General features: G+C 72.0%; 21 protein-coding genes. 10 read left to right on the plus strand and 11 right to left on the minus strand.

What is annotated here, in order from left to right; translation table 11 throughout:
• The first annotated feature begins 63 nt into the window (after positions 1–63).
• Entirely contained in the window at positions 64–2,457 is a 2,394-nt protein-coding gene (locus ACIBK1_RS03225) for a discoidin domain-containing protein (RefSeq protein WP_396731925.1), read from the plus strand.
• A 127-nt stretch (positions 2,458–2,584) separates the two neighbouring features.
• Here ACIBK1_RS03225 and ACIBK1_RS03230 read toward each other — a convergent pair whose 3' ends face one another.
• From ACIBK1_RS03230 to ACIBK1_RS03250, 5 genes are read right to left on the minus strand one after another with little or no spacing between them, the layout of a single operon-like run.
• Positions 2,585–3,529: a sugar kinase gene (locus ACIBK1_RS03230; RefSeq protein ID WP_396731927.1), complete on the minus strand. Its 945-nt coding sequence runs from the start codon at positions 3,527–3,529 to the stop codon at positions 2,585–2,587.
• On the minus strand, positions 3,526–4,158 hold the full coding sequence (locus ACIBK1_RS03235; RefSeq protein WP_396731929.1) for a bifunctional 4-hydroxy-2-oxoglutarate aldolase/2-dehydro-3-deoxy-phosphogluconate aldolase: 633 nt from the start codon (positions 4,156–4,158) through the stop codon (positions 3,526–3,528). Before ACIBK1_RS03235 ends, ACIBK1_RS03230 begins: the two co-directional genes overlap by 4 nt.
• A 5-nt stretch (positions 4,159–4,163) precedes the next feature.
• Positions 4,164–5,309 (minus strand): galactonate dehydratase, encoded by a 1,146-nt coding sequence (gene dgoD / locus ACIBK1_RS03240; protein WP_030512131.1) that lies wholly within the window; start codon positions 5,307–5,309, stop codon positions 4,164–4,166.
• The gene (locus ACIBK1_RS03245; protein WP_030512130.1) at positions 5,306–6,010 is read right to left on the minus strand and encodes a FadR/GntR family transcriptional regulator; all 705 of its coding nucleotides are present in this window, start codon (positions 6,008–6,010) and stop codon (positions 5,306–5,308) included. The genes dgoD and ACIBK1_RS03245 overlap by 4 nt, the downstream gene beginning before the upstream one ends.
• A gap of 18 nt (positions 6,011–6,028) precedes the next feature.
• Positions 6,029–6,793: an SDR family NAD(P)-dependent oxidoreductase gene (locus ACIBK1_RS03250; protein ID WP_030512129.1), complete on the minus strand. Its 765-nt coding sequence runs from the start codon at positions 6,791–6,793 to the stop codon at positions 6,029–6,031.
• Positions 6,794–6,932: 139 nt separating this feature from the next.
• Here ACIBK1_RS03250 and ACIBK1_RS03255 point away from each other — a divergent pair, with 139 nt between their 5' ends.
• The 6 genes from ACIBK1_RS03255 to ACIBK1_RS03280 all read left to right on the plus strand — a co-directional run bounded on the left by ACIBK1_RS03255 (position 6,933) and on the right by ACIBK1_RS03280 (position 13,438).
• Positions 6,933–7,946 carry a substrate-binding domain-containing protein gene (locus ACIBK1_RS03255; RefSeq protein WP_396731933.1) on the plus strand — a complete coding sequence of 338 codons (1,014 nt, stop codon included), beginning with the start codon at positions 6,933–6,935 and terminating at the stop codon, positions 7,944–7,946.
• A gap of 62 nt (positions 7,947–8,008) precedes the next feature.
• Positions 8,009–9,502, plus strand: coding sequence for a sugar ABC transporter ATP-binding protein (locus tag ACIBK1_RS03260; protein ID WP_076437136.1), 1,494 nt, complete (start codon positions 8,009–8,011; stop codon positions 9,500–9,502).
• 8 nt (positions 9,503–9,510) lie between these two features.
• Positions 9,511–10,524, plus strand: a complete 1,014-nt coding sequence (locus ACIBK1_RS03265) for an ABC transporter permease (RefSeq protein ID WP_363526927.1) — start codon at positions 9,511–9,513, stop codon at positions 10,522–10,524.
• On the plus strand, positions 10,521–11,588 hold the full coding sequence (locus ACIBK1_RS03270) for a zinc-binding dehydrogenase (protein WP_396731936.1): 1,068 nt from the start codon (positions 10,521–10,523) through the stop codon (positions 11,586–11,588). The genes ACIBK1_RS03265 and ACIBK1_RS03270 overlap by 4 nt, the downstream gene beginning before the upstream one ends.
• The gene (locus ACIBK1_RS03275) at positions 11,585–12,538 is read left to right on the plus strand and encodes a DUF4380 domain-containing protein (RefSeq protein WP_396731939.1); all 954 of its coding nucleotides are present in this window, start codon (positions 11,585–11,587) and stop codon (positions 12,536–12,538) included. The genes ACIBK1_RS03270 and ACIBK1_RS03275 overlap by 4 nt, the downstream gene beginning before the upstream one ends.
• A 36-nt stretch (positions 12,539–12,574) precedes the next feature.
• Complete coding sequence (locus ACIBK1_RS03280) at positions 12,575–13,438, plus strand: DUF72 domain-containing protein (RefSeq protein ID WP_396731942.1); 864 nt, start codon at positions 12,575–12,577, stop codon at positions 13,436–13,438.
• Here ACIBK1_RS03280 and ACIBK1_RS03285 read toward each other — a convergent pair whose 3' ends face one another.
• Positions 13,439–14,641 carry a methyltransferase gene (locus ACIBK1_RS03285; protein ID WP_396731945.1) on the minus strand — a complete coding sequence of 401 codons (1,203 nt, stop codon included), beginning with the start codon at positions 14,639–14,641 and terminating at the stop codon, positions 13,439–13,441. It abuts the gene before it with no gap.
• 155 nt (positions 14,642–14,796) lie between these two features.
• Entirely contained in the window at positions 14,797–15,531 is a 735-nt protein-coding gene (locus ACIBK1_RS03290; protein ID WP_030512121.1) for a GbsR/MarR family transcriptional regulator, read from the minus strand.
• A 223-nt stretch (positions 15,532–15,754) separates the two neighbouring features.
• Here ACIBK1_RS03290 and ACIBK1_RS03295 point away from each other — a divergent pair, with 223 nt between their 5' ends.
• Positions 15,755–15,928, plus strand: a complete 174-nt coding sequence (locus ACIBK1_RS03295) for a hypothetical protein (RefSeq protein ID WP_156081243.1) — start codon at positions 15,755–15,757, stop codon at positions 15,926–15,928.
• 61 nt (positions 15,929–15,989) lie between these two features.
• On the plus strand, positions 15,990–17,108 hold the full coding sequence (locus tag ACIBK1_RS03300) for a serine hydrolase domain-containing protein (protein WP_030512120.1): 1,119 nt from the start codon (positions 15,990–15,992) through the stop codon (positions 17,106–17,108).
• Positions 17,109–17,138: 30 nt separating this feature from the next.
• On the opposite strand, the gene ACIBK1_RS03305 is transcribed toward ACIBK1_RS03300, so the two are convergent.
• The 4 genes from ACIBK1_RS03305 to ACIBK1_RS03320 form a co-directional block, all read right to left on the minus strand.
• Entirely contained in the window at positions 17,139–17,843 is a 705-nt protein-coding gene (locus ACIBK1_RS03305; protein WP_036409167.1) for a hypothetical protein, read from the minus strand.
• Positions 17,843–18,178, minus strand: coding sequence for a PadR family transcriptional regulator (locus tag ACIBK1_RS03310; protein WP_030512118.1), 336 nt, complete (start codon positions 18,176–18,178; stop codon positions 17,843–17,845). The genes ACIBK1_RS03305 and ACIBK1_RS03310 overlap by 1 nt, the downstream gene beginning before the upstream one ends.
• Before the next feature lie 31 nt (positions 18,179–18,209).
• The gene (locus ACIBK1_RS03315) at positions 18,210–18,944 is read right to left on the minus strand and encodes a CPBP family intramembrane glutamic endopeptidase (protein WP_030512117.1); all 735 of its coding nucleotides are present in this window, start codon (positions 18,942–18,944) and stop codon (positions 18,210–18,212) included.
• A 114-nt stretch (positions 18,945–19,058) separates the two neighbouring features.
• Positions 19,059–19,589 carry a YceI family protein gene (locus ACIBK1_RS03320; protein WP_030512116.1) on the minus strand — a complete coding sequence of 177 codons (531 nt, stop codon included), beginning with the start codon at positions 19,587–19,589 and terminating at the stop codon, positions 19,059–19,061.
• Between the two features lie 141 nt (positions 19,590–19,730).
• On the opposite strand from ACIBK1_RS03320, the gene ACIBK1_RS03325 reads away from it, so the two are divergent.
• Entirely contained in the window at positions 19,731–20,621 is an 891-nt protein-coding gene (locus tag ACIBK1_RS03325; protein ID WP_030512115.1) for a LysR family transcriptional regulator, read from the plus strand.
• Positions 20,622–20,762 lie beyond the last annotated feature (141 nt).

A 20,762-nucleotide genomic window follows, 5' to 3' on the forward strand; every position in this document is an offset into this window, starting at 1 on the left:
CGTCCCCGGTGCTACCGGAAGGACGGCGCGGCCAGCGAACGCTGCCCAGCATGAGGAGTGCACGTGCCGTTCTCTCGCCGTACGTTCATCACGTCCGTGGTCTCCGGATCCGCCCTCGCCGCGGTGTCGTCCAGTCAGCTGGTGTCCGCGCTGACCGCCGCCGCAAGCGCGGCGAGCGGCCCCGGCGACGTGGTGGGCAAGATCACCGTGGGCTACCAGGGCTGGTTCGCCTGCCCCGGCGACGGAGCCCCCATCAACGGCTGGTGGCACTGGAGCCAGAACTGGTCCCAGGCCCCCTCCCCCGGCAACACCGCCATCGTGGCCTGGCCCGACATGCGGGAGTTCACCCACGCCTACCCGACCGCGTACGGCAACCTCGGCAGCGGGCAGCCCGCGACGCTGTTCTCCTCCTACGACCAGCAGACCGTGGACACCCACTTCCGCTGGATGCGGGACAACGAGATCGACACGGCCGCCCTGCAGCGCTTCAACCCGAACGGCGGCGAGGGCGCCACACGCGACGCGATGGCCGTCAAGGTGCGCAGCGCCGCCGAGGCGAACGGCCGCAAGTTCTACGTCATGTACGACGTGTCCGGCTGGACGAACTTCCACCCGGAGATCAAGATCGACTGGACGACCAAGATGTCGGCCCTGACGGCCTCCTCGGCGTACGCGCGCCAGAACGGCAAGCCGGTCGTGGGCATCTGGGGCTTCGGGTTCAACGAGGACAAGCACCCGTCCGACCCGGCGGCCTGCCTCGACGTGGTCAACTGGTTCAAGGCCCAGGGCTGCTACGTGATGGGCGGCGTGCCCACCTACTGGCGTACGGGCGTGGAGGACTGCCGGCCGGGGTTCATCGACGTCTTCAACGCCCTGAACATGCTCTCGCCGTGGATGGTCGGCCGGATCGGCAACGCGGCCGACTCCGACCGGTTCTACGCCAACCTCAACGTCCCCGACCAGGCGTACTGCGACGCCCACGGCATCGACTACCAGCCGTGCGTGCTGCCGGGGGACGTGAAGTCGCGGCAGCGCGCGCACGGCGACTTCATGTGGCGGCAGTTCTACAACATGGTCCGCGCCGGGGCCCAGGGCGTCTACATCTCGATGTTCGACGAGTTCAACGAGGGCAACCAGATCGCCAAGACCGCGGAGAACGTCTCGATGATCCCGGTCGGCTCCGGCCTCCTCGGGCTGGATGAGGACGGCACGGTCTGCTCGTCGGACTACTACCTGCGGCTCACCCGCGACGGCGGCCGGATGCTCAAGGGCCAGATCGCGCTCACCCCCGTACGCCCCACGCCGCCTGTCGTGAACGGCGGAGGCGACGCCGACCTGGCGCGGGGGAAGGCGACGTCGGAGAGCGGGCACACGCAGGGATTCGCCTCCGGCAACGCGGTGGACGGGGACGCCAACACCTATTGGGAGAGTTCGAACAACGCGTTCCCGCAGTGGATGCAGGTGGACCTGGGTGCGGCGGCGGCGACGGTCGGGCGGGTGGTGCTGAAGCTGCCGCCGTCCGCGGCGTGGGAGAGGCGTACGCAGACGTTGTCGGTGCAGGCGAGCGCGAACGGGTCGTCGTTCTCCACGGTGGCCGGGCCTGGCGGTTACACGTTCGACCCGGCGTCGGGCAACGCCGTGACGGTCAACCTGTCGCCGGTCTCGGCCCGCTACGTGCGGATCACCGTGACCGGCAACACCGGCTGGCCCGCCGCGCAGATCGGCGAGCTGGAGGTCTACGGCACGGCGGGGAGCGGCGACACCACGGCCCCCACCGCACCGGGCGACCTCACCGTGACCGCGAAGACCGCCACCAGCGTCTCGCTGTCGTGGTCGGCCGCGAGCGACGACACCGGAGTGACCGGCTACGAGGTCCGCCGGGGAAGCACGGTCGCGGCCACCGTGCCGGGCACCACGCACACGGTGACCGGACTCAGCCCGGCGACCGCGTACACGTTCACGGTCACGGCGCGGGACGCGGCGGGCAACGTCTCACCCGCGTCGAACGGCGTGTCCGTGACGACCGACGCGGACCGGAACACGAACCTCGCGCGGGGGAAGGCGACGTCGGAGAGCGGGCACACGCAGAACTACGGCAGCGGCAACGCGGTGGACGGGGACGCGAGCACCTATTGGGAGAGTGCGAACAACGCGTTCCCGCAGTGGGTGCAGGTGGACCTGGGTGCCGCGGCGACGGTCGGGCGGGTGGTGCTGAAGCTGCCGCCGTCCGCGGCGTGGGAGAGGCGTACGCAGACGTTGTCGGTGCAGGCGAGCGCGAACGGGTCGTCGTTCTCCACGGTGGCCGGGCCTGGCGGTTACACGTTCGACCCGGCGTCGGGCAACGCCGTGACGGTCAACCTGTCGCCGGTCTCGGCCCGCTACGTGCGGATCACCGTGACCGGCAACACCGGCTGGCCCGCCGCCCAGATCGGCGAGCTGGAGGTCTACTCCGGGTAGCGGGTGAGGACGGCGGCGCGGGCCGGTGGGGGGGCTTACCCCCGCGTCGCACGTCCACAACGCCCGTCGGCCGGGGCCGGGCCGGCGAGGCCGTACCGCGCGGAGGTCACCAGCGGCTCCGGCGACGTCAGCGCAGCGTGTCCCCCTCCGGCAGGGCCAGCGCGGGCAGCTCCGCCCGGGTGGGCAGCCCCTCCCAGTCCCCGGCGCAGGCCACGCTGGCGGCGCCCAGCAGGGTCGCCCGTTCGAGCCGGCCGTACGCGTCGAGCCCGTCGAGCCGTCCGGACAGATACCCGGCGGTGAACGCGTCGCCCGCGCCGACGACGTCCACCACGGGCACCCGTCGAGCCGGGACGTCGAACGAGGTCCGCGCGTCGTGATAGCTCGCGCCCGCCGCGCCGCGCTTGACGACGACCTCCTCGACACCGGCGTCGAGCAGGGCCGCCACGCGGTCGCGCTCGCCGTCGCCGTCCGCCACGAGGGCGAGCTCGTCGTCGGACGCGACCAGCACCGTGACGTACGGCAGCAGCGGGCGCAGCGCCCGGACGGCCTCCTCCCCGGACCACAGCAGGGAACGGTGGTTGACGTCGAGGCTCACCCAGGCGCCGGACCGGTGCGCCTGCCGGGCGGCGGCGGCGACCGCCTCCAGCGGCGCGGGTCCCAGCGCCGGCGTGATGCCGGTGAGGTGCAGGCCCGCCTGACCTGCGTCGACGGCGGGCCGCACCTCGTCCCACGACAGCGTCGAGGCGGCCGAGTCCCTGCGGTAGTAGTGCACCCGGGCCCGGCCCCCGGCGGCCACGTCCCGGAGCAGCAGGCCGGTCGGGGCGTCCGTGCGCCGCACGACGTGGTCGGTCAGGACGCCCTCGGCCCGCAGCGTGCGCAGCACCAGCTCGCCGGGCTCGTCGTTCCCGAGGGCGCCGGTCCAGCGGGCCGTGTGCCCGAGGCGGGCCAGGGCGATCGCGATGTTGGCCTCCGCGCCGGCGGTGGACACCCGCGAGTCGCCGCCGAGGCGCAGCGGTCCGGCGCAGCGGACCGTGACCATCGCCTCGCCGATCGTCAGAACGTCCGCCCTCATGGAGCGCCCACCAGGTCGAGTGCGGTCCTGATCCGGCGGCGCAGGCCGTCCAGGTCGCCGCCGCGCGGGGCGTCGCCGAGCAGCGGCGAGCCGAGGCCGACCGCGACGGCGCCGGCCTCCAGATAGTCGTGCACGGCATCGAGGCCGACCCCGCCGACCGGCACGAACGGCACGGCCGGGAACGGGTCGCGCAGCGCGCGCAGATAGGAGACCCCGCCCGCGGAGGCGGGGAAGAGCTTGACGGCGGCGGCGCCCCGCGCGGTCGCGGCGATGACCTCGGTGGGGGTCATCGCCCCGGCGAGCACGGGCAGTCCGAGGCGCAGCGCCTCGTCCACTCCCTCGCCGAGACCGGGGGTGACGGCGAACGTCGCGCCCGCGTCCCGGGCCGCGACGGCGTCCCGCGCCGTCAGCACGGTCCCCGCGCCCAGGTGCACGCCCGCGCCCAGGGCGGAGGCCGCCTTCCGGATGACCGACAGCGCGCCGGCGCCGCTGAGCGAGACCTCCATCAGGCTCACGCCCTCCTCGGCGAGGACCTCGACGCTGCGCAGCGCCGCCGCCGGGTCGTCGCCGCGGACGATGGCCAGGAGCCGCCTGGCTCTGAGGAGATCGAGCAGATCGTGTGGTTGCACGCCGGTCACCATTCTGCGAAGGAGCGGTCGGGATAGCGCCAGATCGGAGAGCGCCAGGTGTGGCCCTGCTTGTCGGCCTCACGCACTGCGGCCTCGTCGACCATGATGCCCAGGCCCGGCCCGGTCGGCCGGGAGAGCCGGCCGTCGCTGAACGCGAAGACGGACGGGTCGACCAGGTAGTCCAGCAATTCGTTGCCGTCGTTGTAGTGGATGCCGATGCTCTGTTCCTGGATCAGGAAGTTGGGCGTCGCGAACGCCACCTGGAGGCTGGCGGCCAGGGAGATCGGCCCCAGCGGGCAGTGCGGAGCGAGCAGGGCGCCGAACACCTCGGCCTGGGCGGCGATGCGGCGGACCTCCGAGATGCCGCCGGCGTGGGACAGGTCCGGCTGCGCCACGGCGACGCCCGCCTGGAAGGCGGGCAGGAAATCCCAGCGGGAGTAGAGCCGCTCGCCCAGTGCTATGGGGATGTTCGACGCCTCCACGAGGCTGCGCATCTGGGGCATCGACTCCGGCACGACCGGTTCCTCGACGAACAGCGGCGTGAGCGGTTCGAGCAGCGGCAGCAGCCGCCGGGCGTTCGGATAGGACACCCGGCCGTGGAAGTCGACCGCGACGTCCCGGCCCGGGCCGAGCGCCTCGCGGACCGCCGCGACGCGCTCGATGACCTCGTCGATCTCCCCCGGGCCCGCGATGGGGGACATGCGGCCGCTGGCGTTCATCTTCACCGCGGTGAAGCCCGCCTCCGCCTGGCGCCGGGCCTCCTCCTCGATCTCGCCGGGCTCGTCGCCGCCGATCCAGGCGTACGCCCGGACGTGGTCGCGTACGGGACCGCCGAGCAGTTCGTGGACGGGGACGCCGCGCGCCTTGCCGGCGATGTCCCACAGGGCCTGGTCGAGGCCGGCGACGGCGCTGGCGAGCACGGGCCCGCCGCGGTAGAAGCCGCCCTTGGTCATGACCTGCCAGTGGTCCTCGATGCGCAGCGGGTCGGCGCCGACGAGCAGCTCGGCGATCTCGCCGACCGCCGCCCTGACCGACTGGGCCCGCCCCTCGACGACCGGCTCGCCCCAGCCCACGTGTCCCTCGTCGGTCTCGACCCGGCAGAACAGCCACCGGGGCGGGACCAGGAACGTTTCGATGCGCGTGATCTTCACCGGTCTCCCTGGAGGCGGGCCGCGCGGTCGACGTCGGCCATGGACTTGTCGAGCAGCGCGAGCGCGCGGGTTCTGGCGGCCTCGCCGTCCCCCGCCCGGATGGCGTCGAGCAGGGCCAGGTGGCTCGGCACCGGGTCGTCGGCGGTGACGACGTCGTGGACGATGCGGTCCCGTTCCGCGAGCACGGACTCGATGACGACCTCCATGCGCACCAGGAGCTCGTTGCCCGTCGCGGCCAGGACGGCGCGGTGGAAACGCAGGTCGGCGGAGGCCGCCTCGGCCGGGGTCCTGGCCGCGGTCATGTCCTCCAGGGCCGCCTCGAGTTCGGCGAGGTCGGCGTCGGTGCGCCGGCCGGCGGCGAGCGCGGCGGCGGCCGGTTCGAACATCTGCCGCACCTCGGCGAGCTGCCCGAGCATCTCGCTGCCCCGGCTCTCGAACTCCCAGCTGATGACGTCGGGATCGAGCAGGTTCCACTCGCTGCGGGGGCGCACCACCGTGCCCCGCTTCTGCCGCGAGTCGACCAGGCCCTTGCCCGCCAGCACCTTCAGCGCTTCGCGCACCACGGTGCGGGACACCTGCAGCTCGGCCTCCAGCTCGACCAGGTCGATGCGCCCGTTCTCGGCGAACTGCCCGGTGACGAGGCGGCGGCCGATGGTCTCGACGACCTGGCCGTGGATGCCACGCCCTTTGTAGGTGCTCATGCTCTGCGGTCATCCCTCTCAGGAGGAGTTCTTCGTCGCGCTCCAGCCGCCGTCGACGACGAGGGTGGTGCCGGTGATGTAGGACGCCTCGTCCGACAGCAGGAAGGCGATCGCCGCGGCGACCTCCGCGGGCTCGCCGAACCGCTTGGCGATCGTGGCCTCCACGCTCAGCCTCCGGTCCTCCTCCGCGACACGGTCCCACGCGGGGGACATGATCGGCCCGGGCAGCACGGTGTTGACGCGCACCCCGGGACCGTAGTCCACCGCGAGCTGGCGGCCGAGCCCCACCAGCGCCGCCTTCGTCGCCGCGTACGCCGGATGGCCGGGCAGACCGACGAGGGCGTGCACCGACGAGACGAGGACGACCGCCCCCGACGTCGCATCCAGATCCTCGTGTAGCGTGCGAAAGGCCAGGTAGGAGGCGGTGAGGTTCACGTCCAGCTGGCGCTTCCACGATGCCGCGCCCAGGTCGTGCACGGGTCTCACGTCCACGACGTAGGCGTTGCTGACGAGGTGCCGCACCGGGCCGTACTCCCGGTGGGCGACGCGACGGAGTTCCCCCCACGCGCTCTCGTCGCTGACGTCCATGCGCACGAATCTTGCCGTGCCGCCCGCCTCGGCGACAGCTGCGGCGACGTCCTCCCCGGCCGGGGAGATGTCGCACAGCAGGACGGGCGTGCCCGTCGCGCCGAGACGCCTGGCGGTTGCCGCGCCGATGCCGGACGCGGCGCCGGTCACGACCGCGCAGCATCCGGCCTCCGTGGAAGGTCCGGGGAGGTTCACGCCGCCACTCTACGATAAGTGTTTTTTTATGACAATTTATTGACAGGCACGTTACGACCGCCTCATCATCTGGAACGTGGCGCAGCGCGCCCTACCCGGTGGCGTCGCCAACCGAAGACAGACTCATGGGAGGCCATTCGTGGCATCAGTTCGACTCACGGCGGTGCGTTGCATCGCCCTGCTGGCCGTCGGCGCCGTGCTCGCCGCCTGCGGTCAGTCCGCCGGGTCCGGCGGCGCCTCGGGCGGGAAGGAGCAGCTGCGCGTCGGGGTGATCTACCTGGACTCGCAGGGCTTCTACGCCGGCGTGAAGAAGGGAATCGAGACCGCCGCCGCCCAGGACTCGCAGCTCAAGCTGCTGGGCAACAACGCGCAGGGCGACGCGGCCAAGGAGTCCTCGTTCATGTCGACCCTGGTCGCCTCCAACGTGGACGCGATCATCACCTCGGCCGTCTCCGCCACGGCGTCCACCCCGGCGATCGCGGCCGCGAGCAAGGCCGGCATCCCGGTCGTCTGCTACAACACCTGCATCAACGACGCGGACGCCAAGAAGTACGTGTGGGGCTACGTCCTGTCCGACCCGTACGTCTTCGGCAAGAAGCTTGGTGAGCAGGCCGGGAAGTACTTCACCTCGCAGAAGCTCGACAAGCCGAAGGTCGCCATCCTGAACTGCGACTTCGTCGAGGTCTGCAAGGAGCGCAAGCGCGGCTTCAAGGACGGCCTGGCCGAGTCCGTGCCGGGCGCCCAGTACGTCGCCGACCAGGAGGGCGCGGTCGTCGACAAGGCCACCCCGGTCGCCGAGAACATCATCACCGCCAACCCCGAGCTCGACGCGTTCTACGCCGTGGCGGGCGGCGGCACCCTGGCCGGCGTCAAGGCCGTCACCACGCGCTCCCGCGTCGGCAAGACCGTCGTCTTCGGCAGCGACATGACCGTCGACATCGCCAAGGCCCTGGTCGACGGCAGCATCCTCAAGGCCGAGATCGACGTCCCCGCGCAGACCGTGGGCAAGCTCGCGTACGAGGCCGCCCGCAAGGCGTCGGGCGGCGCCAAGAACGACTCGTTCGTCATCCCGGTGGACCCGATCCTCTACACCGCCGACGACAAGGCCACGAACGAGAAGTGGCTGACCGAGCACGCCGACGGGATCCCGTAAACCGTCCCCCGTATGGAAGGCGCAGTCACTCGTCCCACCGAAGGCTCCCCAGGAAGGCTCCCATGTCGAACACCGACGTCGTCGCGGAGGTGCGTGCGGGCACCAAGCGCTACCCCGGCGTCACCGCTCTCAGCGACGTCGACTTCGCGGTGCGGCGCGGCGAGGTCCGCGCGCTGCTGGGCAAGAACGGCGCCGGCAAGTCCACCCTGATCAAGGTCCTGTCCGGCGCCGAGCACCTCGACTCGGGTGAGGCGCTCGTACGCGGCAAACCGCTGGCGGGCCTCGGCACGCGGGACGTCGCCGCCCTGGGGGTCGCGACCGTCTACCAGGAGCTGAGCCTGGTGCCGGAGATGACGGTCGCGGAGAACCTGTTCCTGGGGGCCTGGCCGCGCTCGCGCGGCGCGCTCGACCTGCGCAGGATGCGCGCCGAGGCGAAGGAGGCGATGGCGCGCATCGGCGTGGACATCGACGTCGACAGCCCGGTCGGCTCGCTCGGCTCCGCCGGTCAGCAGCTCGTGGAGATCGCCCGCGCCGTCGCGCAGCGGCCCACCCTGCTCATCCTCGACGAGCCGACCAGTTCCCTGGCCGCCGCCGAGGTCCGGCAGGTGATCGACGTCGTGAGGACCGTCGCGGAGCAGGGCGTTGCGGTCATCTACGTCAGCCATCGCATGGACGAGATCCGGCAGGTGGCCGACACCGCCACGGTCGTCCGCGACGGCAGGATCGTGGAGACGCTGCCGGTGCGCACGGCCTCGACGCACGAGATCGTCGCGATGATGCTCGGCACGGCGCCCGAGGCCGTGGCGGCCCGGACCCGCCGCCCCAGCGCAGAGCCGCCGGTGCTGTCGGCGCGCGGCCTGGTCAGCGACCGGCTGAACGGCCTCGACATCGACGTGCGGCCCGGCGAGATCCTGGGCATCGCCGGGGTGCTCGGCTCGGGCCGCACCGAGACGCTGCGCGCCCTGGTGGGGCTCGACCGCCCGGCCTCCGGCGAGATCCGCCTGCGCGGCGAGGCCGTACGGCCCGGCGCGTTCGCCGCGATGCTCGCCAGGGGGCTCGGCATGACGCCGGAGAACCGGCGGCGCGAGGGGATCGTGCCGCTCATGGGCGTCGACGAGAACATCGTCATCAGCGACCTGCGCAGGGTGAGCAGGTCGGGCGTGCTGGACCGCCGCGCGATACGGCAGGCCGCCCGGGCGCTCATCGACCGCCTGGCGATCAAGACGGCCCGTCCGGGGACGCCGATCGGCACGCTCAGCGGCGGAAACCAGCAGAAGGCCGTGCTCGCCCGATGGCTGCACGCGGGAAGCGACGTGCTGCTGCTCGACGAGCCCACCCGCGGCGTGGACGTGGAGGCCAAGCGCCAGATCTACGACCAGATGCGCCTGCTGGCCGACGACGGGCGCGCCGTGGTCTTCGTGTCCAGCGAGGTGGAGGAGCTGGCCGACGTCTGCGACCGGATCGTCGTCCTGCGCGGCGGGCGCGCCGTGGCCGAGCTGAGCGGCGACGAGATCGAGCTCAACAGGGTCATGGCCCTGGCGATTGCCGAGGAGTGAGGGAGAACATGAGCACGACCACGCCCACTGGCCCGCCCGTGGCCAAGGCGGACGCCCGGGGCGGGCGGCTGGGACGCAACACGCAACGGCTGAACGAGATCGGGCTCATCGGGGCCATCGTGGTGCTGTTCGTGGTGCTCTCCGCCACGGCGCCGGGCTTCCTGTCCGTGACGAACCAGCTGGCCATCCTGCGCGACGCGGCGACGATCGGCGTCGTGGCGTGGGCGATGACCCTCGTCATCGTGGCCGGCGAGATCGACATCAGCATCGGCCCGGCCGTGGCGTTCTCCTCGGTCCTGCTGGCCAAGGCCAGCGGGGAATGGCACATCCCGTTCGCCCTCGCCGTGCTGGTCTGTCTCGCGGTGGGCCTGCTGCTCGGGGCCGGGGCCGGGTTCCTGCGCGCCCGCTGGGGCATCCCGTCGTTCGTGGCCACGCTCGGCCTGTGGAGCGCCCTGCGCGGGCTGGCGCAGTACATGACCGACGGCCTGCCGGTCCCGCTGGAGGCCAACGGGTTCCTCGACGTGCTGGCCGGGAGCGTCCTGGGCATCCCGACCCCGGCCATCATCATGGCGATCCTGTTCGTCGTGTTCCTCTTCGTGGCCAACCGCACGGCGTACGGCCGCTCGGTCTTCGCGGTCGGCGGCAACGCCGAGGCCGCCCGCCTCGCGGGGATCAACGTCTCCCGGATCCGGGTGATCCTGTTCGCCACGACCGGCCTGCTCGCCGCGGTCAGCGGCCTGCTGCTGGCGGCGCGCCTCGGGTCCGGCAACGGCGGCGCGTCGGTGGGCCTGGAGTTCGACGTGATCGCCGCGGTCGTGATCGGCGGCACCTCCCTCGCGGGCGGCAAGGGCTCCCTGCTCGGCACCCTGCTGGGCGTCGCCTTCATCACCGTCATCGGCAACGGCCTCGTGCTGCTCGGGGTCAACGCCTTCTTCCAGGACGTGGTCCGCGGCGTCATCATCGTCGGCGCCGTGCTGATCAACGTGTTGCTCTCCCAGCGGAACGGAGCCCGTAGCTCATGACCACCATGAAAGGCGTCTTCCTGCCCGGCGACTTCACCGCTGTGCTTCGCGACGTCGAGGTGCCCACGCCCGGTCCCGGTCAGCTGCTCGTACGCGTGGGCGCGTCCGGCATCTGCGGCAGCGACCTGTCCTACATCTACCGGGGGCACAAGACCCACGTCGGCCAGGAGGGCCCGGCGTACAAGGGGGTCGTGGCCGGGCACGAGCCCAGCGGGCAGGTCGTGGAGACCGGCCCCGGCTGCCGGCGGTTCGGCGTCGGCGACCGTGTGATCGTCTACCACATCTCCGGCTGCGGGCGCTGCTCCAACTGCCGTCGCGGCCACATGATCAGCTGCTCCGACCCCGAGCGCAGGTCGGCGTACGGCTGGCAGCGCGACGGCGGGCACGCCGAGTACATCCTGGTCGAGGAGAGCACGGCCGTGCCGCTGCCGGACGAGCTGTCCTACGTGGACGGCGCCCTGATCGCCTGCGGGTTCGGCACGGCGTACGAGGGCCTGCTGCGCACCGGGGTCGGCGGGCGCGACGACCTGCTCGTGGTCGGCCTCGGGCCGGTCGGGCTGGCCGCCGCCATGATCGCCCGCGGTCTCGGCGCGATCCGGGTGCTCGGCGTGGAGCGGTCGGCGGAGCGCGCCGCGCACGCCCGGTCTCTCGGCCTGTTCGACGAGGTCCTGACCGCCGCCGACGGGGTCGCCGAGGCCCTGGACGAGGCGACCGGGGGACGCGGCTGCTCGGTGACGATGGACTGCTCGGGCTCGGCCGCGGGCCGGAGCGTCGCGATCCGGGGCGCGGCCGAGTGGGGCCGCGTCTCCCTGGTGGGCGAGGGCGGCCGGCTGGAGACGGAGGTCTCCGACCTGCTGCTGCACCGCCAGCTCACCCTGTACGCCTCCTGGGTCACCTCGCTGCAGTCGATGGAGGAGCTGGCCTTCCGCCTGGTGCGGTGGGGCGCGAGTCCCGAGCGGCTGGTGACCGACGTGCTGCCGCTGGAGCAGGCCGACGAGGCATACCGGCTGGCCGACTCGGGGCGCACCGGCAAGGTCTGCCTGGTCCCCTCGCTCGACCGATGACGAGCTCGGAACCCGTGGTCCGGCTCGCCGCGCCCTGGGGGGAGGCGGCGGTCCTGCCGGGACGCGGCGGGCGGATCATCTCGCTGCGCGCCGCGGGCCGCGAATGGCTGTGGCGCAATCCGGACCTGCTCGACGCGTCGCTCGCGCTCACCCCCGCCGCGCGCCGGCTGCCCGCCCCCACCGGCTTCGCGAGCTGGGCCAACTGGGGCGGCGACAAGACCTGGCCGGCTCCGCAGGGATGGTCGTCGGGCGAGGAGTGGGCGGGGCCGCCCGACCCGGTGCTCGACGCCGGCGCCTACACCGTGCTGGAGCGGGACGGCCTGCGGGTGCGGATGCGCAGCGGCGACGACCCGCGAACCGGGCTGGCCGTCACCCGCACGGTCACGATGTCGGCTGCCGAGGCCGTCCTCGTGGTCGACAGCGAGCTGGAGAACGTCACCGATCATCCGGTGCGGTGGGCGGCATGGACGGTGACCCAGTTCGAGACCGAGTCGTTCCGCGGACACGACGATCCCCGATGCGGGGTGTGGATCGGGCTGACCGACCGGCACCGGGCGCCGGTGACGCTGTTCGCGCCCGACGGCGCGCCGGTCCTGGAGCGGGTCTCCCCCTCGGCGGGCCGGGTGCCGGTGCGCGACGTCGTCGGCAAGATCGGCATCGGCGGCACGGCCGGATGGCTCGCCGTGACGGCCCCCGGCGGGGCGACGCTGACGCAGCGGTTCGACGTGCGGCCGGGCGCGCCCTACCCGGACGAGGGCTCCGAGATCGCGATCTGGATGCAGTACCCAAAGGAGGAGGAGCTCGCGGGGCTGGAGGGCCTGCGTCCCACCGCCCGGCTGGTCGAGGCCGAGACCATGTCGCCCCTGACCTCGCTCGCCCCCGGCGAGGTGCTGCGCCACCGCGTCACGTGGTCCGTGACGGACGTGCCGCCGCCCGTCGCCGGGGAGTGAGCGGGGGAGTGATCAGGACCGGATAGCGTCGGGGCCATGCGGCTTCATGTGGGATGCGCGATGTGGACGCACGCGCCGTGGCAGGGGCGCCTCCTGCCGCACCCGCTTCCTCCGGGGGAGCGGCTGCGCGCCTACGCGACCTGGTGCGACGCCGTCGAGGGCAACACGACGTTCTACGCGACGCCCTCGCGGAGCACGGTGGAGTCCTGGGCGCGGCAGACCGATCCCGGCTTCCGCCTCGTGGTCAAGCTGCCCAGGCCGATCACCCACGAGCGCCGTCTCACAGGCGCGGACGAGGACCTGCACGCGTTCCTCGACGCGATCGAGCCGCTGGGTCCGCGCGCCCACGCGCTGTGGATCCAGCTTCCCGGCTCGTTCGGCCCGGCGGACGTGGGCGCGCTCGCGGCCTTCCTGGGCCGCCTTCCCCGCGACCACCGCTACGCCGTCGAGGTCCGTCACCGCGCGTTCTTCGAGGACCCCCGGGCCACGCGGCTCCTGGAGCGGGTGCTGACCGGGGCCGGCGCCGAGTGGGTGCCGTTCGACACGACCGTGCTGTTCCGCAGCCCGCCGACCAGCGACGCCGAACGGGACGCCTGGTCGAAGAAGCCGCGTGTGCCGCTGCGGACCGCCGCGCTCACCGACCGCCCGATCGTCCGCTACATCGGCCGCGACGATCCCGAGCGTACGGCCGAGGGCTGGCGGCACTGGGTGGACGCGGTCGCCGGATGGCTGCGCGAGGGACGCTCGCCGACGGTGTTCGTCCACACCCCGGACAACGCCGACGCGCTGACGCTCGCCCGGCGGTTCCACGACGACGTACGCGCCGAGGTGCCCGGCGTCGAACCGCTGCCCGGGCCCATGTCCGCGGAGGCGCCGGACGAGCCGCTCACCCTGTTCTGATCACCGTTTGACGGCGCGCAGCACGACGAACTTGGGGTCGCTCGCGACGACCTCGCAGTTGCCGAAGAGCCGGCGCAGCTTCACGTGGTAGCCGAGGTGGCGGTTGCCCACCACCCACAGCTCGCCGCCCCGCCGCAGCGCGGCGCGCGAGCCGTTGAACATGCGCCAGGCGGTCGCGTCGGTCCTGCCCCGATGGGTGTGGAACGGCGGGTTGTTCAGCACCAGGTCCACGGTGCCCGGCGGGAAGCCCGAAAGGCCGTCGGCCGCCACGAACCTGGCGACGGTCTCCGCTCCGGTGCCGGCCGCGGTGTTCGCCCGGAAGGTGGCCTCCGCCGAGGCCAGCGCCTGGTAGGACTCGTCGATGAACGTCACCTCGGCCTCGCCGTTGGACAGCGCCGCGGCGAGCCCGACCACCCCGTTGCCGCAGCCGAGGTCGACCACATGCTCGGGCCCTGTACGCGCGGGCAGGCTGCCCAGCAGGAGACGGGTGCCGGCGTCGAGACGCTCGGCGGAGAAGACGCCGGCGTGGTCGACGACGGTCAGCCCGGAGACCACCCCGGCGTCGGCGGGCAACGTGTGGCTCCGCGGCCACGGATCGGCCCCTCGCGGCAGACCGGGGTCGGGCGAGCAGAAGATGAGCCGCGCCTTCCTCACCGCCAGCGAGGTCCGCGTCGGCCCGAGGACCCGCTCGAACAGCTTCAGCGTCGAGGTGTGGATCTCGGTGACCATCCCCGCGCCGACGACCACCGTGCCCTCGTGCACGTGGGGGGCGAGGCGGTGCAACTGGTCCTCCAGGAGGGCCAGGCTCTTGGGCACCCGCACCAGCAGCACGTCGATCCGGTCCGGCGGCGCGTCCCTGGTCGTGCGCAGCCGTACGGCGTCCGCGTCGAGGCCGTTGCGCTCCAGGTTGGCGCGGGTGGCCTGCTGCCCGAGGAAGGAGTCGCCGATCTGCACGGGACGGTGGACGGGGCGCTGCGCGGCCAGTGCTGTGGCCCGTGCGGTGGCCAGTGCGGTGGACAATGCGCCCCACCGGTCGCCCAGCACGACCAGGCTTCCCGACAGGTCCACCGGCCCGCCCTCGCGCTCGTCGAGGTGCCGCAGCAGGTATTCGTCGGCCGCGTCCCACGCGCGGAGCGGGTCGCGGGGATCCTCGGGGAAGCGGGCGAGGTCGAAGCCGCCCCGCGCCGTCGTCATACGGTCCATCGCCGCTCAGGCTAGTGGGCCCTTCGCTCGGGTCCGTGCAATGAGTCCCCAATCGGCCGCGAGTGACGTCCGAGGACAGGCGTGACAACGGTTGGGTGTGTCCCGAAGCCGGCTGACGTGCCGGCGGTGATCGCAGGCTGTCCGCCCGCGATCGCTCAGGTGGTGCTGTCCGAAGTCGTTCCGACTCTCGTGTGGAGGATCTCGCGGGCCTGGTCCGCGGCGCGGACGATGCTCTCGGAGACGAAGGCGACGAAGCGGGCGATGTTCTCCAGACGGGCGGCGGCCGGGGTTCCGGGGCCGAGGATGCCGACGCCCTGTCGTGCGACCTCGCCGAGGTGGGCGGTGGCACGGGCGCTGGCCATCATCGACTGGTACAAGACGTCGTCGTCGACGACATAGCGCTCGCGGCGGCGTTCGTCGCGTTCCCGGCGGATCAGGCCCTGGCTCTCCAGGAACGTGGTCGCCTTGGAGACGGACGCCGGGCTGACCTGCAGGCGTCCGGCGAGTTCGGAGGCGGTGAGGCTGCCGGCGTCGGTGGTGTAGAGGCCGGCCAGCACCCGTGCCGTCATCTTGGGCAGGCCCGATTGCATGAAGACCGTGGCGAACACCTCCTCGTACTCACGCACCGCCTCGGCGTCGCGTCCGTGGGCCTCGGAGGGGGTTCCGGGGTTCCGGGGCGCGGTCTTCCTGCGGCGGTGGGTGCGGTGTTCAGTGGCGCGGTGGGCCAGGTCGGCGCGGTAGGCGGTGGGGCCGCCGTTGCGCATCACCTCACGCGTGATCGTCGAAGTGGGGCGGCCGAGGCCTCGGGCGATCTCCGCGTAGGCGAGGCCGTCGGCCAGTCCCAGCGCGATCTGCTGGCGGTCCTGCTGGGTGAGCCTGCCTCCCGGCATCGCGGTCTCCTTCGTGGTCCTGTGGCCTGTCCAGCATAGCGTTCACTTTCTATCGGTTGCAACGAACAGTCGAAGCGATGTTGCGTTAAATGTAGAACCAGTGCAACGATTGTACGGCTATGACCTGCGTTTATAGCGTCAAAACGCAAGAGTGAAGTTGTGCAATCTAGAAATGCAACGTAGCGTTTCCAGTGTTCGAAACAACGAGTCACCGGAGGGCGCGATGCAGAAGTTCAACACCCCCGCCCCGATCTCCGCCGTCCTCGACGTCGCCGCCGGGCGCGTCCAGTTCATCGCGGCCGAGCGGGCCGACACCGTGGTCGAGGTCCTGCCGGCCGCCCAGCTCGACATCCACGCGACCACCGCCTACGGCCACATCGTCGCCCGCAGCCTCTGACCCGCGGCCTCCGTCCCCATCCGTTCACGCGACCTCATCACCGACCTGAAGGAGCCCCACCATGTCCGTCACTCTCACCGGCCACGCCCGCCCGGAGCTGCAGAAGATCATCGAGGAGATGGTCGATTCCGGTTTCGTCGGGGTGACGCTCCGGGTGCACGACAAGCACGGCGAGTGGACCGGCAGTGCCGGGCTGCGCGAGCTGGGCCGGATCGAAGAGCCGCCGATCGACGGGCACGTCCGGATCGGCAGCAACACCAAGACCTTCACCGCCACCGTGGTCCTGCGGCTGGTGGCTGAGGGCAGGATCGGGCTGGACACCGCAGTGGACGACTACCTGCCCGAGTTCGGGCTGGACCGGCGGATCACGGTGCGGATGCTGCTGCAGCACACCAGCGGGGTGTTCAACTTCACCGGCGAGTACTTCGACGACGGCACCTTCGTCCCGGGGATCACCGCCACCATCACGGGTAAGGAATGGGTGGACAACCGGTTCCACACCTATCGGCCGGAGGAACTGGTCCGGGTGGCGTTGTCGAAGCCGGCGCGCTTCGAGCCGGGCACCGACTGGAGCTACGCCAACACCAACTACGTGCTGGCCAGGCTGCTGATCGAGAAGGTCACCGGCCGCTCGGTCGCCGAGGAGATGCAGCGGCTGATCCTGGGGCCGCTCAACCTGACCGGCACCATCCAGCCGACCATCGAGACCGGCATCCCCGAGCCGCACGCCCACGCCTACTACCGATATGAGGAGGACGGCCAGACCCGGACGGTCGACGTCACCCGCCAGAACCCCTCCTGGATCTCCTCCGGCGGCGACATGATCTCCACCACCCGCGACCTGCACACGTTCATCTCCGCACTGCTGGGCGGCACGCTGCTGCCGGCCGAGCTGCTGGCCGAGATGTGCACGCCCGAGGCGAAGGCCGGCTACGGCCTGGGGGTGTTCGTGCAGGAGACGCCGGGCGGCGGCACCGTCATCACGCACAACGGCGGCATGGCGGGTCACGCGGCGCTGATGTACAGCACGCCCGACGGCAGCACGACGCTGACCGCCGCCCTCAACTATGTGGACGACACCGACCTGTCCATGGGCGAGGCGTTCCAGCAGGCGACACAGCGCCTCGTCGCCGAGGTGTTCGGCGGTGAGCAGGCCGGGTCGGCTCGGCAGACGGGCTGAGCATCCGGGGCGGAGGGCCCGGCGGCGGGCTCAGGAACGGCGGCGGGCCATCCTGAGCCACATCACCGCCAGGACGGCGATCGCGACGCCGCCTCCGACGGCCATGCCGGCGAGGAAGCCCGGCCCTTCGCCGTCCGACGGCCTCCACAGGATCCCGGGCACGACCAGGGCGAGCAGGGTCACGGCCAGCACGAGGTAGAACCGGCGGCTGAAGAAGACGCTGCGGCCGGGGGCCGCGGGCGGGGAGTCGAGCTGCGCGGCCGGTCCCACGCTGGCGGCCCGGGGCCGCTTGAAGTATCGCCAGTACATCCAGGTGCCGCAGGGCTCCCAGCCCTCGGGCGCCAGCCGCGCGGCCAGCGCGGAACCGGCGATCGACGGTTCCCTGCGATACTCCCACCGCTGCGGCCGGTCCGGGTCGCGGTGGCTCACGAACCTGCCGAGGTGGTCGACCCGGTCGATCTCCCAGCCCTGGTCGCCCAGCCGGGCCAGCATCTGGCGGTCGGTGAAGATGTCGGCGGTCCACCGCCACTCGGTGGCGTCCGTCGCGTCGGTTTCGGGCGCCCGCGCCGCCAGCAACTGCCCGGCGAACTCGCCGACGGGCCCGAACTCCTCCTCCGGGTCGCCGCCGGTCTCGGCGACGTACGACGCCAGGTCGGCGACGGTGGCCTCGGCCTGCTCCGCGGGCACGCCGCCCGCGCGCAGCAGAGCCGCCAGCTCGTCGAGGTAGGCGCTCACTACAGCCCTCCCGAGGACAGCACCGTGCGTACGGACTCGTCGAACGCCAGCCACAGGCGGCCCTGCTCGGCCAGCGTCTGCCGGCCCTGCTCGGTCAGCCGGTAGTAGCGCCGGCCGGGCCCGCGCTCGGTCACCCGGAACTCTGCGGACACCAGGCCCGCCTCCTCCAGGCGGTTGAGCACGGGATAGAGCGTGCCGCCGCGGATCTGCCCGAGCCCCGAGCCGGCGAGCATCTTGGCGATCTCGTAGCCGTAGTTCTCGCCCTCCGTCAGGCTGGCAAGCACCAGCAGGTCGAGGACGCCCTTGAGCCAGCTCGCGCGGCGGTCGGTCGCCATGGGCTTCATCCTCGCACGGTAGGACCACTACCTAGACCGCGTGACCGACCGTCTTCGGGGCGGGCTGCGGCGTGCACACGAGGCCGCGGATGTCCATCAGGGCGTGCATAAGGATCGGCAGCAGGAGGCTGCCGGTGGCGAGGTAGAGGGCGGTGAGCGCGCAACCGGCGAGAGCTACTGCGAGCATGCTCTTCCATCCCTGGTAGAGGTGGCCCGCGGTGAAGACCGCCAGGGCCAGGGCGGCGGCCGCGGTGGTGCTCAGGCCCAGGGCCCCGACGCCGAGCGCGATGAGCAGGCCACGGTAGACGATCTCCTCGCAGAAGCCGGCGGTCACCGACATCGCGAGGGCGTGCCACCGCTCGGCGGTCGTGCGCGGCAGCAGCTCCCGCACAGCCGCCTGACCGGGCGCCGTCCTGCCGGACCTCGCGAGTTGGCGCGCCATCACGATGCTGATCACGAGCGCCCCCGACATGCCGGCGACCGCCGGGGCGACCTCGCCGAAGTGGCTCGGCATGGTGAAGCCCAGGTCCGCGAGGCGGACCCCGGGAGACAGCACGAGGATCACCGCCGTGACGGCGACCCAGACCCACTCCTCGGCGATCCACAGCCGGTACGCCCGCACCAGCGCCCTGGGCTCGTGGTCCCGGCGTCGTGCCAGCCGGTCGTACTGACGCCTGCCCAGCCAGGGGGAGACGAAGGCCAGATAGGCCGTCAACGCGACCGCCAGGAGCAGGCCCGGGGTCGAGAAGCTCGCGGAGCTGGTCATAAATCGCCGTCCTTCCTAGCCGTGTTGGCGATTTAGACCATAAAGCTATCTAGTTAGGAATGCAACCTAGTCTGGAGGAGGGGGTGGAATCGCGATGATCCGAGCCCGCCTTCGTCAGATCCGCCGGATCGCGGCGACATCGAGCTCCAGCACCACCTTCTTGCCGACCAGGCCCGCAGCGGCGATCGAGGCGACGCCCCAGTCCTTGCGGTTGATCGTGGCGCCGCCCGTGAAACGAAGCAGGACACCGCCCTGCGGATCGTGCTCGGCCCCGATCCGATCGAGGGCCACGGTGACCGGCCTGGTCACGCCGCGGATGGTCAGGTCACCGGTGAGTTCGTAGGTGGTCGCGCCGATCTGCCGTGCCGCGGTCGAGACGAAGGTGATGGCCGGGTGGCCGGCCAGGTTCAGGAACCTGCCGCGCAGCATCTCGTCGCGTTGCGGGTTGTGGGTCTGGATGCTGCCGGCCTGGATCGTGAGCTCGACGTTCGACTTGGACGGGTCGTCGCCGTCCAGGTGCGCGCTGCCCTCAAACTCCTCGAACCGTCCGCGCACCTTGGGGCCGATCGTGTGCCGGGCGACGAAGCCGATCCGGGTGCGGGCGATGTCGAGGGTGTAGTCGCCGGTCAGAGCCGCGGTTGTCACGCTGGTCGCTCCTGGGAAAAGGGGAAGGCGGTGACCGTTCGCCTGCCGCCTCTCCGGTGATGACGTGTGTCCAGCATCGAGGCAGGTCAGCGGCGGAACAATGTACGATTCGCGGGGCGATCCATAACAGCGGGGTTATCAGTGGAGCTGCGCGACATCGAGATCTTCCTCACGTTGGCGGAGGAGTTGCACTTCGGCCGCACGGCGGAACGGCTTCGCGTGTCCCAGGCCCGCGTCAGCCAGGCCATCAGCAAGCAAGAACGGCGCCTCGGCGTGGCCCTGTTCGATCGCACCAGCCGGCGGGTGGCCCTGACCCCTGTGGGCCGGCGCCTCCGCGAAGACCTCCAGCAGGCCCTCGACCTGATCAAGGCGGGACTCGCCCGCGCCGAGGCGGCCGGTCTGCGCGCGGGTCAGACCTTGCGGCTGGGCGTGTTCGGTCATGCCGGACACGAACTACGCCCCCTCGTCGACGCGTTCCGCGCCCGCTACCCGGGCGGCGACGTCCAGTTCGGCGAGATCTACGGCAGCGACCCGTTCACCGCCCTGCGCACCGGAGAGCACGACATGAACGTGCTGTGGCTGCCCATCGCAGAACCGGACCTCACGGTCGGCCCGACCGTGCTCACCGGGGGCCGCGTGCTGGCCGTGTCGGCGGACCATCCGCTCGCCGAGCGCGGCACCGCGTCCCTGGAGGACCTCGCCGACAACCACGTCGTCGACCTCGGCCCCGGCGCCCCCGAGTATTGGGTCGAGTCCATGGTCCCCACGCGTACACCGCTCGGCCGCCGTATCCCGCGCGGGCCCGCGGCGCGGACCTTCCACGAGATCCTGTCCCTGGTGGCCGCCGGACATTGCGTCCACCCGCTGGGTGAGATCGCCGCCCGCTACAACAGACCGCCCGGGGTCGTGTTCCTGCCCATCCATGACGCCCCCACCCTTCACTGGGCCCTGACGTGGCGCTCCACCGCCGACAGCCCCGCGATCCGCGTGCTGGCGGAGACCGCCGCCGACCTCGGCCCCATCTCGCTGTGAGGGCGACGACGGGGAGCGCGGGCCTGCCGCGCGGGCGAGAAAGGGTTCGGAGACGATCAACGGCTGTGCTAGCGTTCGCGGCATGATGCGCGCCTGCCTGACGACGACGCCGGAGACTGTCCCGGCGCGCTGACACGTACT

Source organism: Microbispora rosea (genome assembly GCF_044460045.1).
GTDB lineage: Bacteria > Actinomycetota > Actinomycetes > Streptosporangiales > Streptosporangiaceae > Microbispora > Microbispora rosea.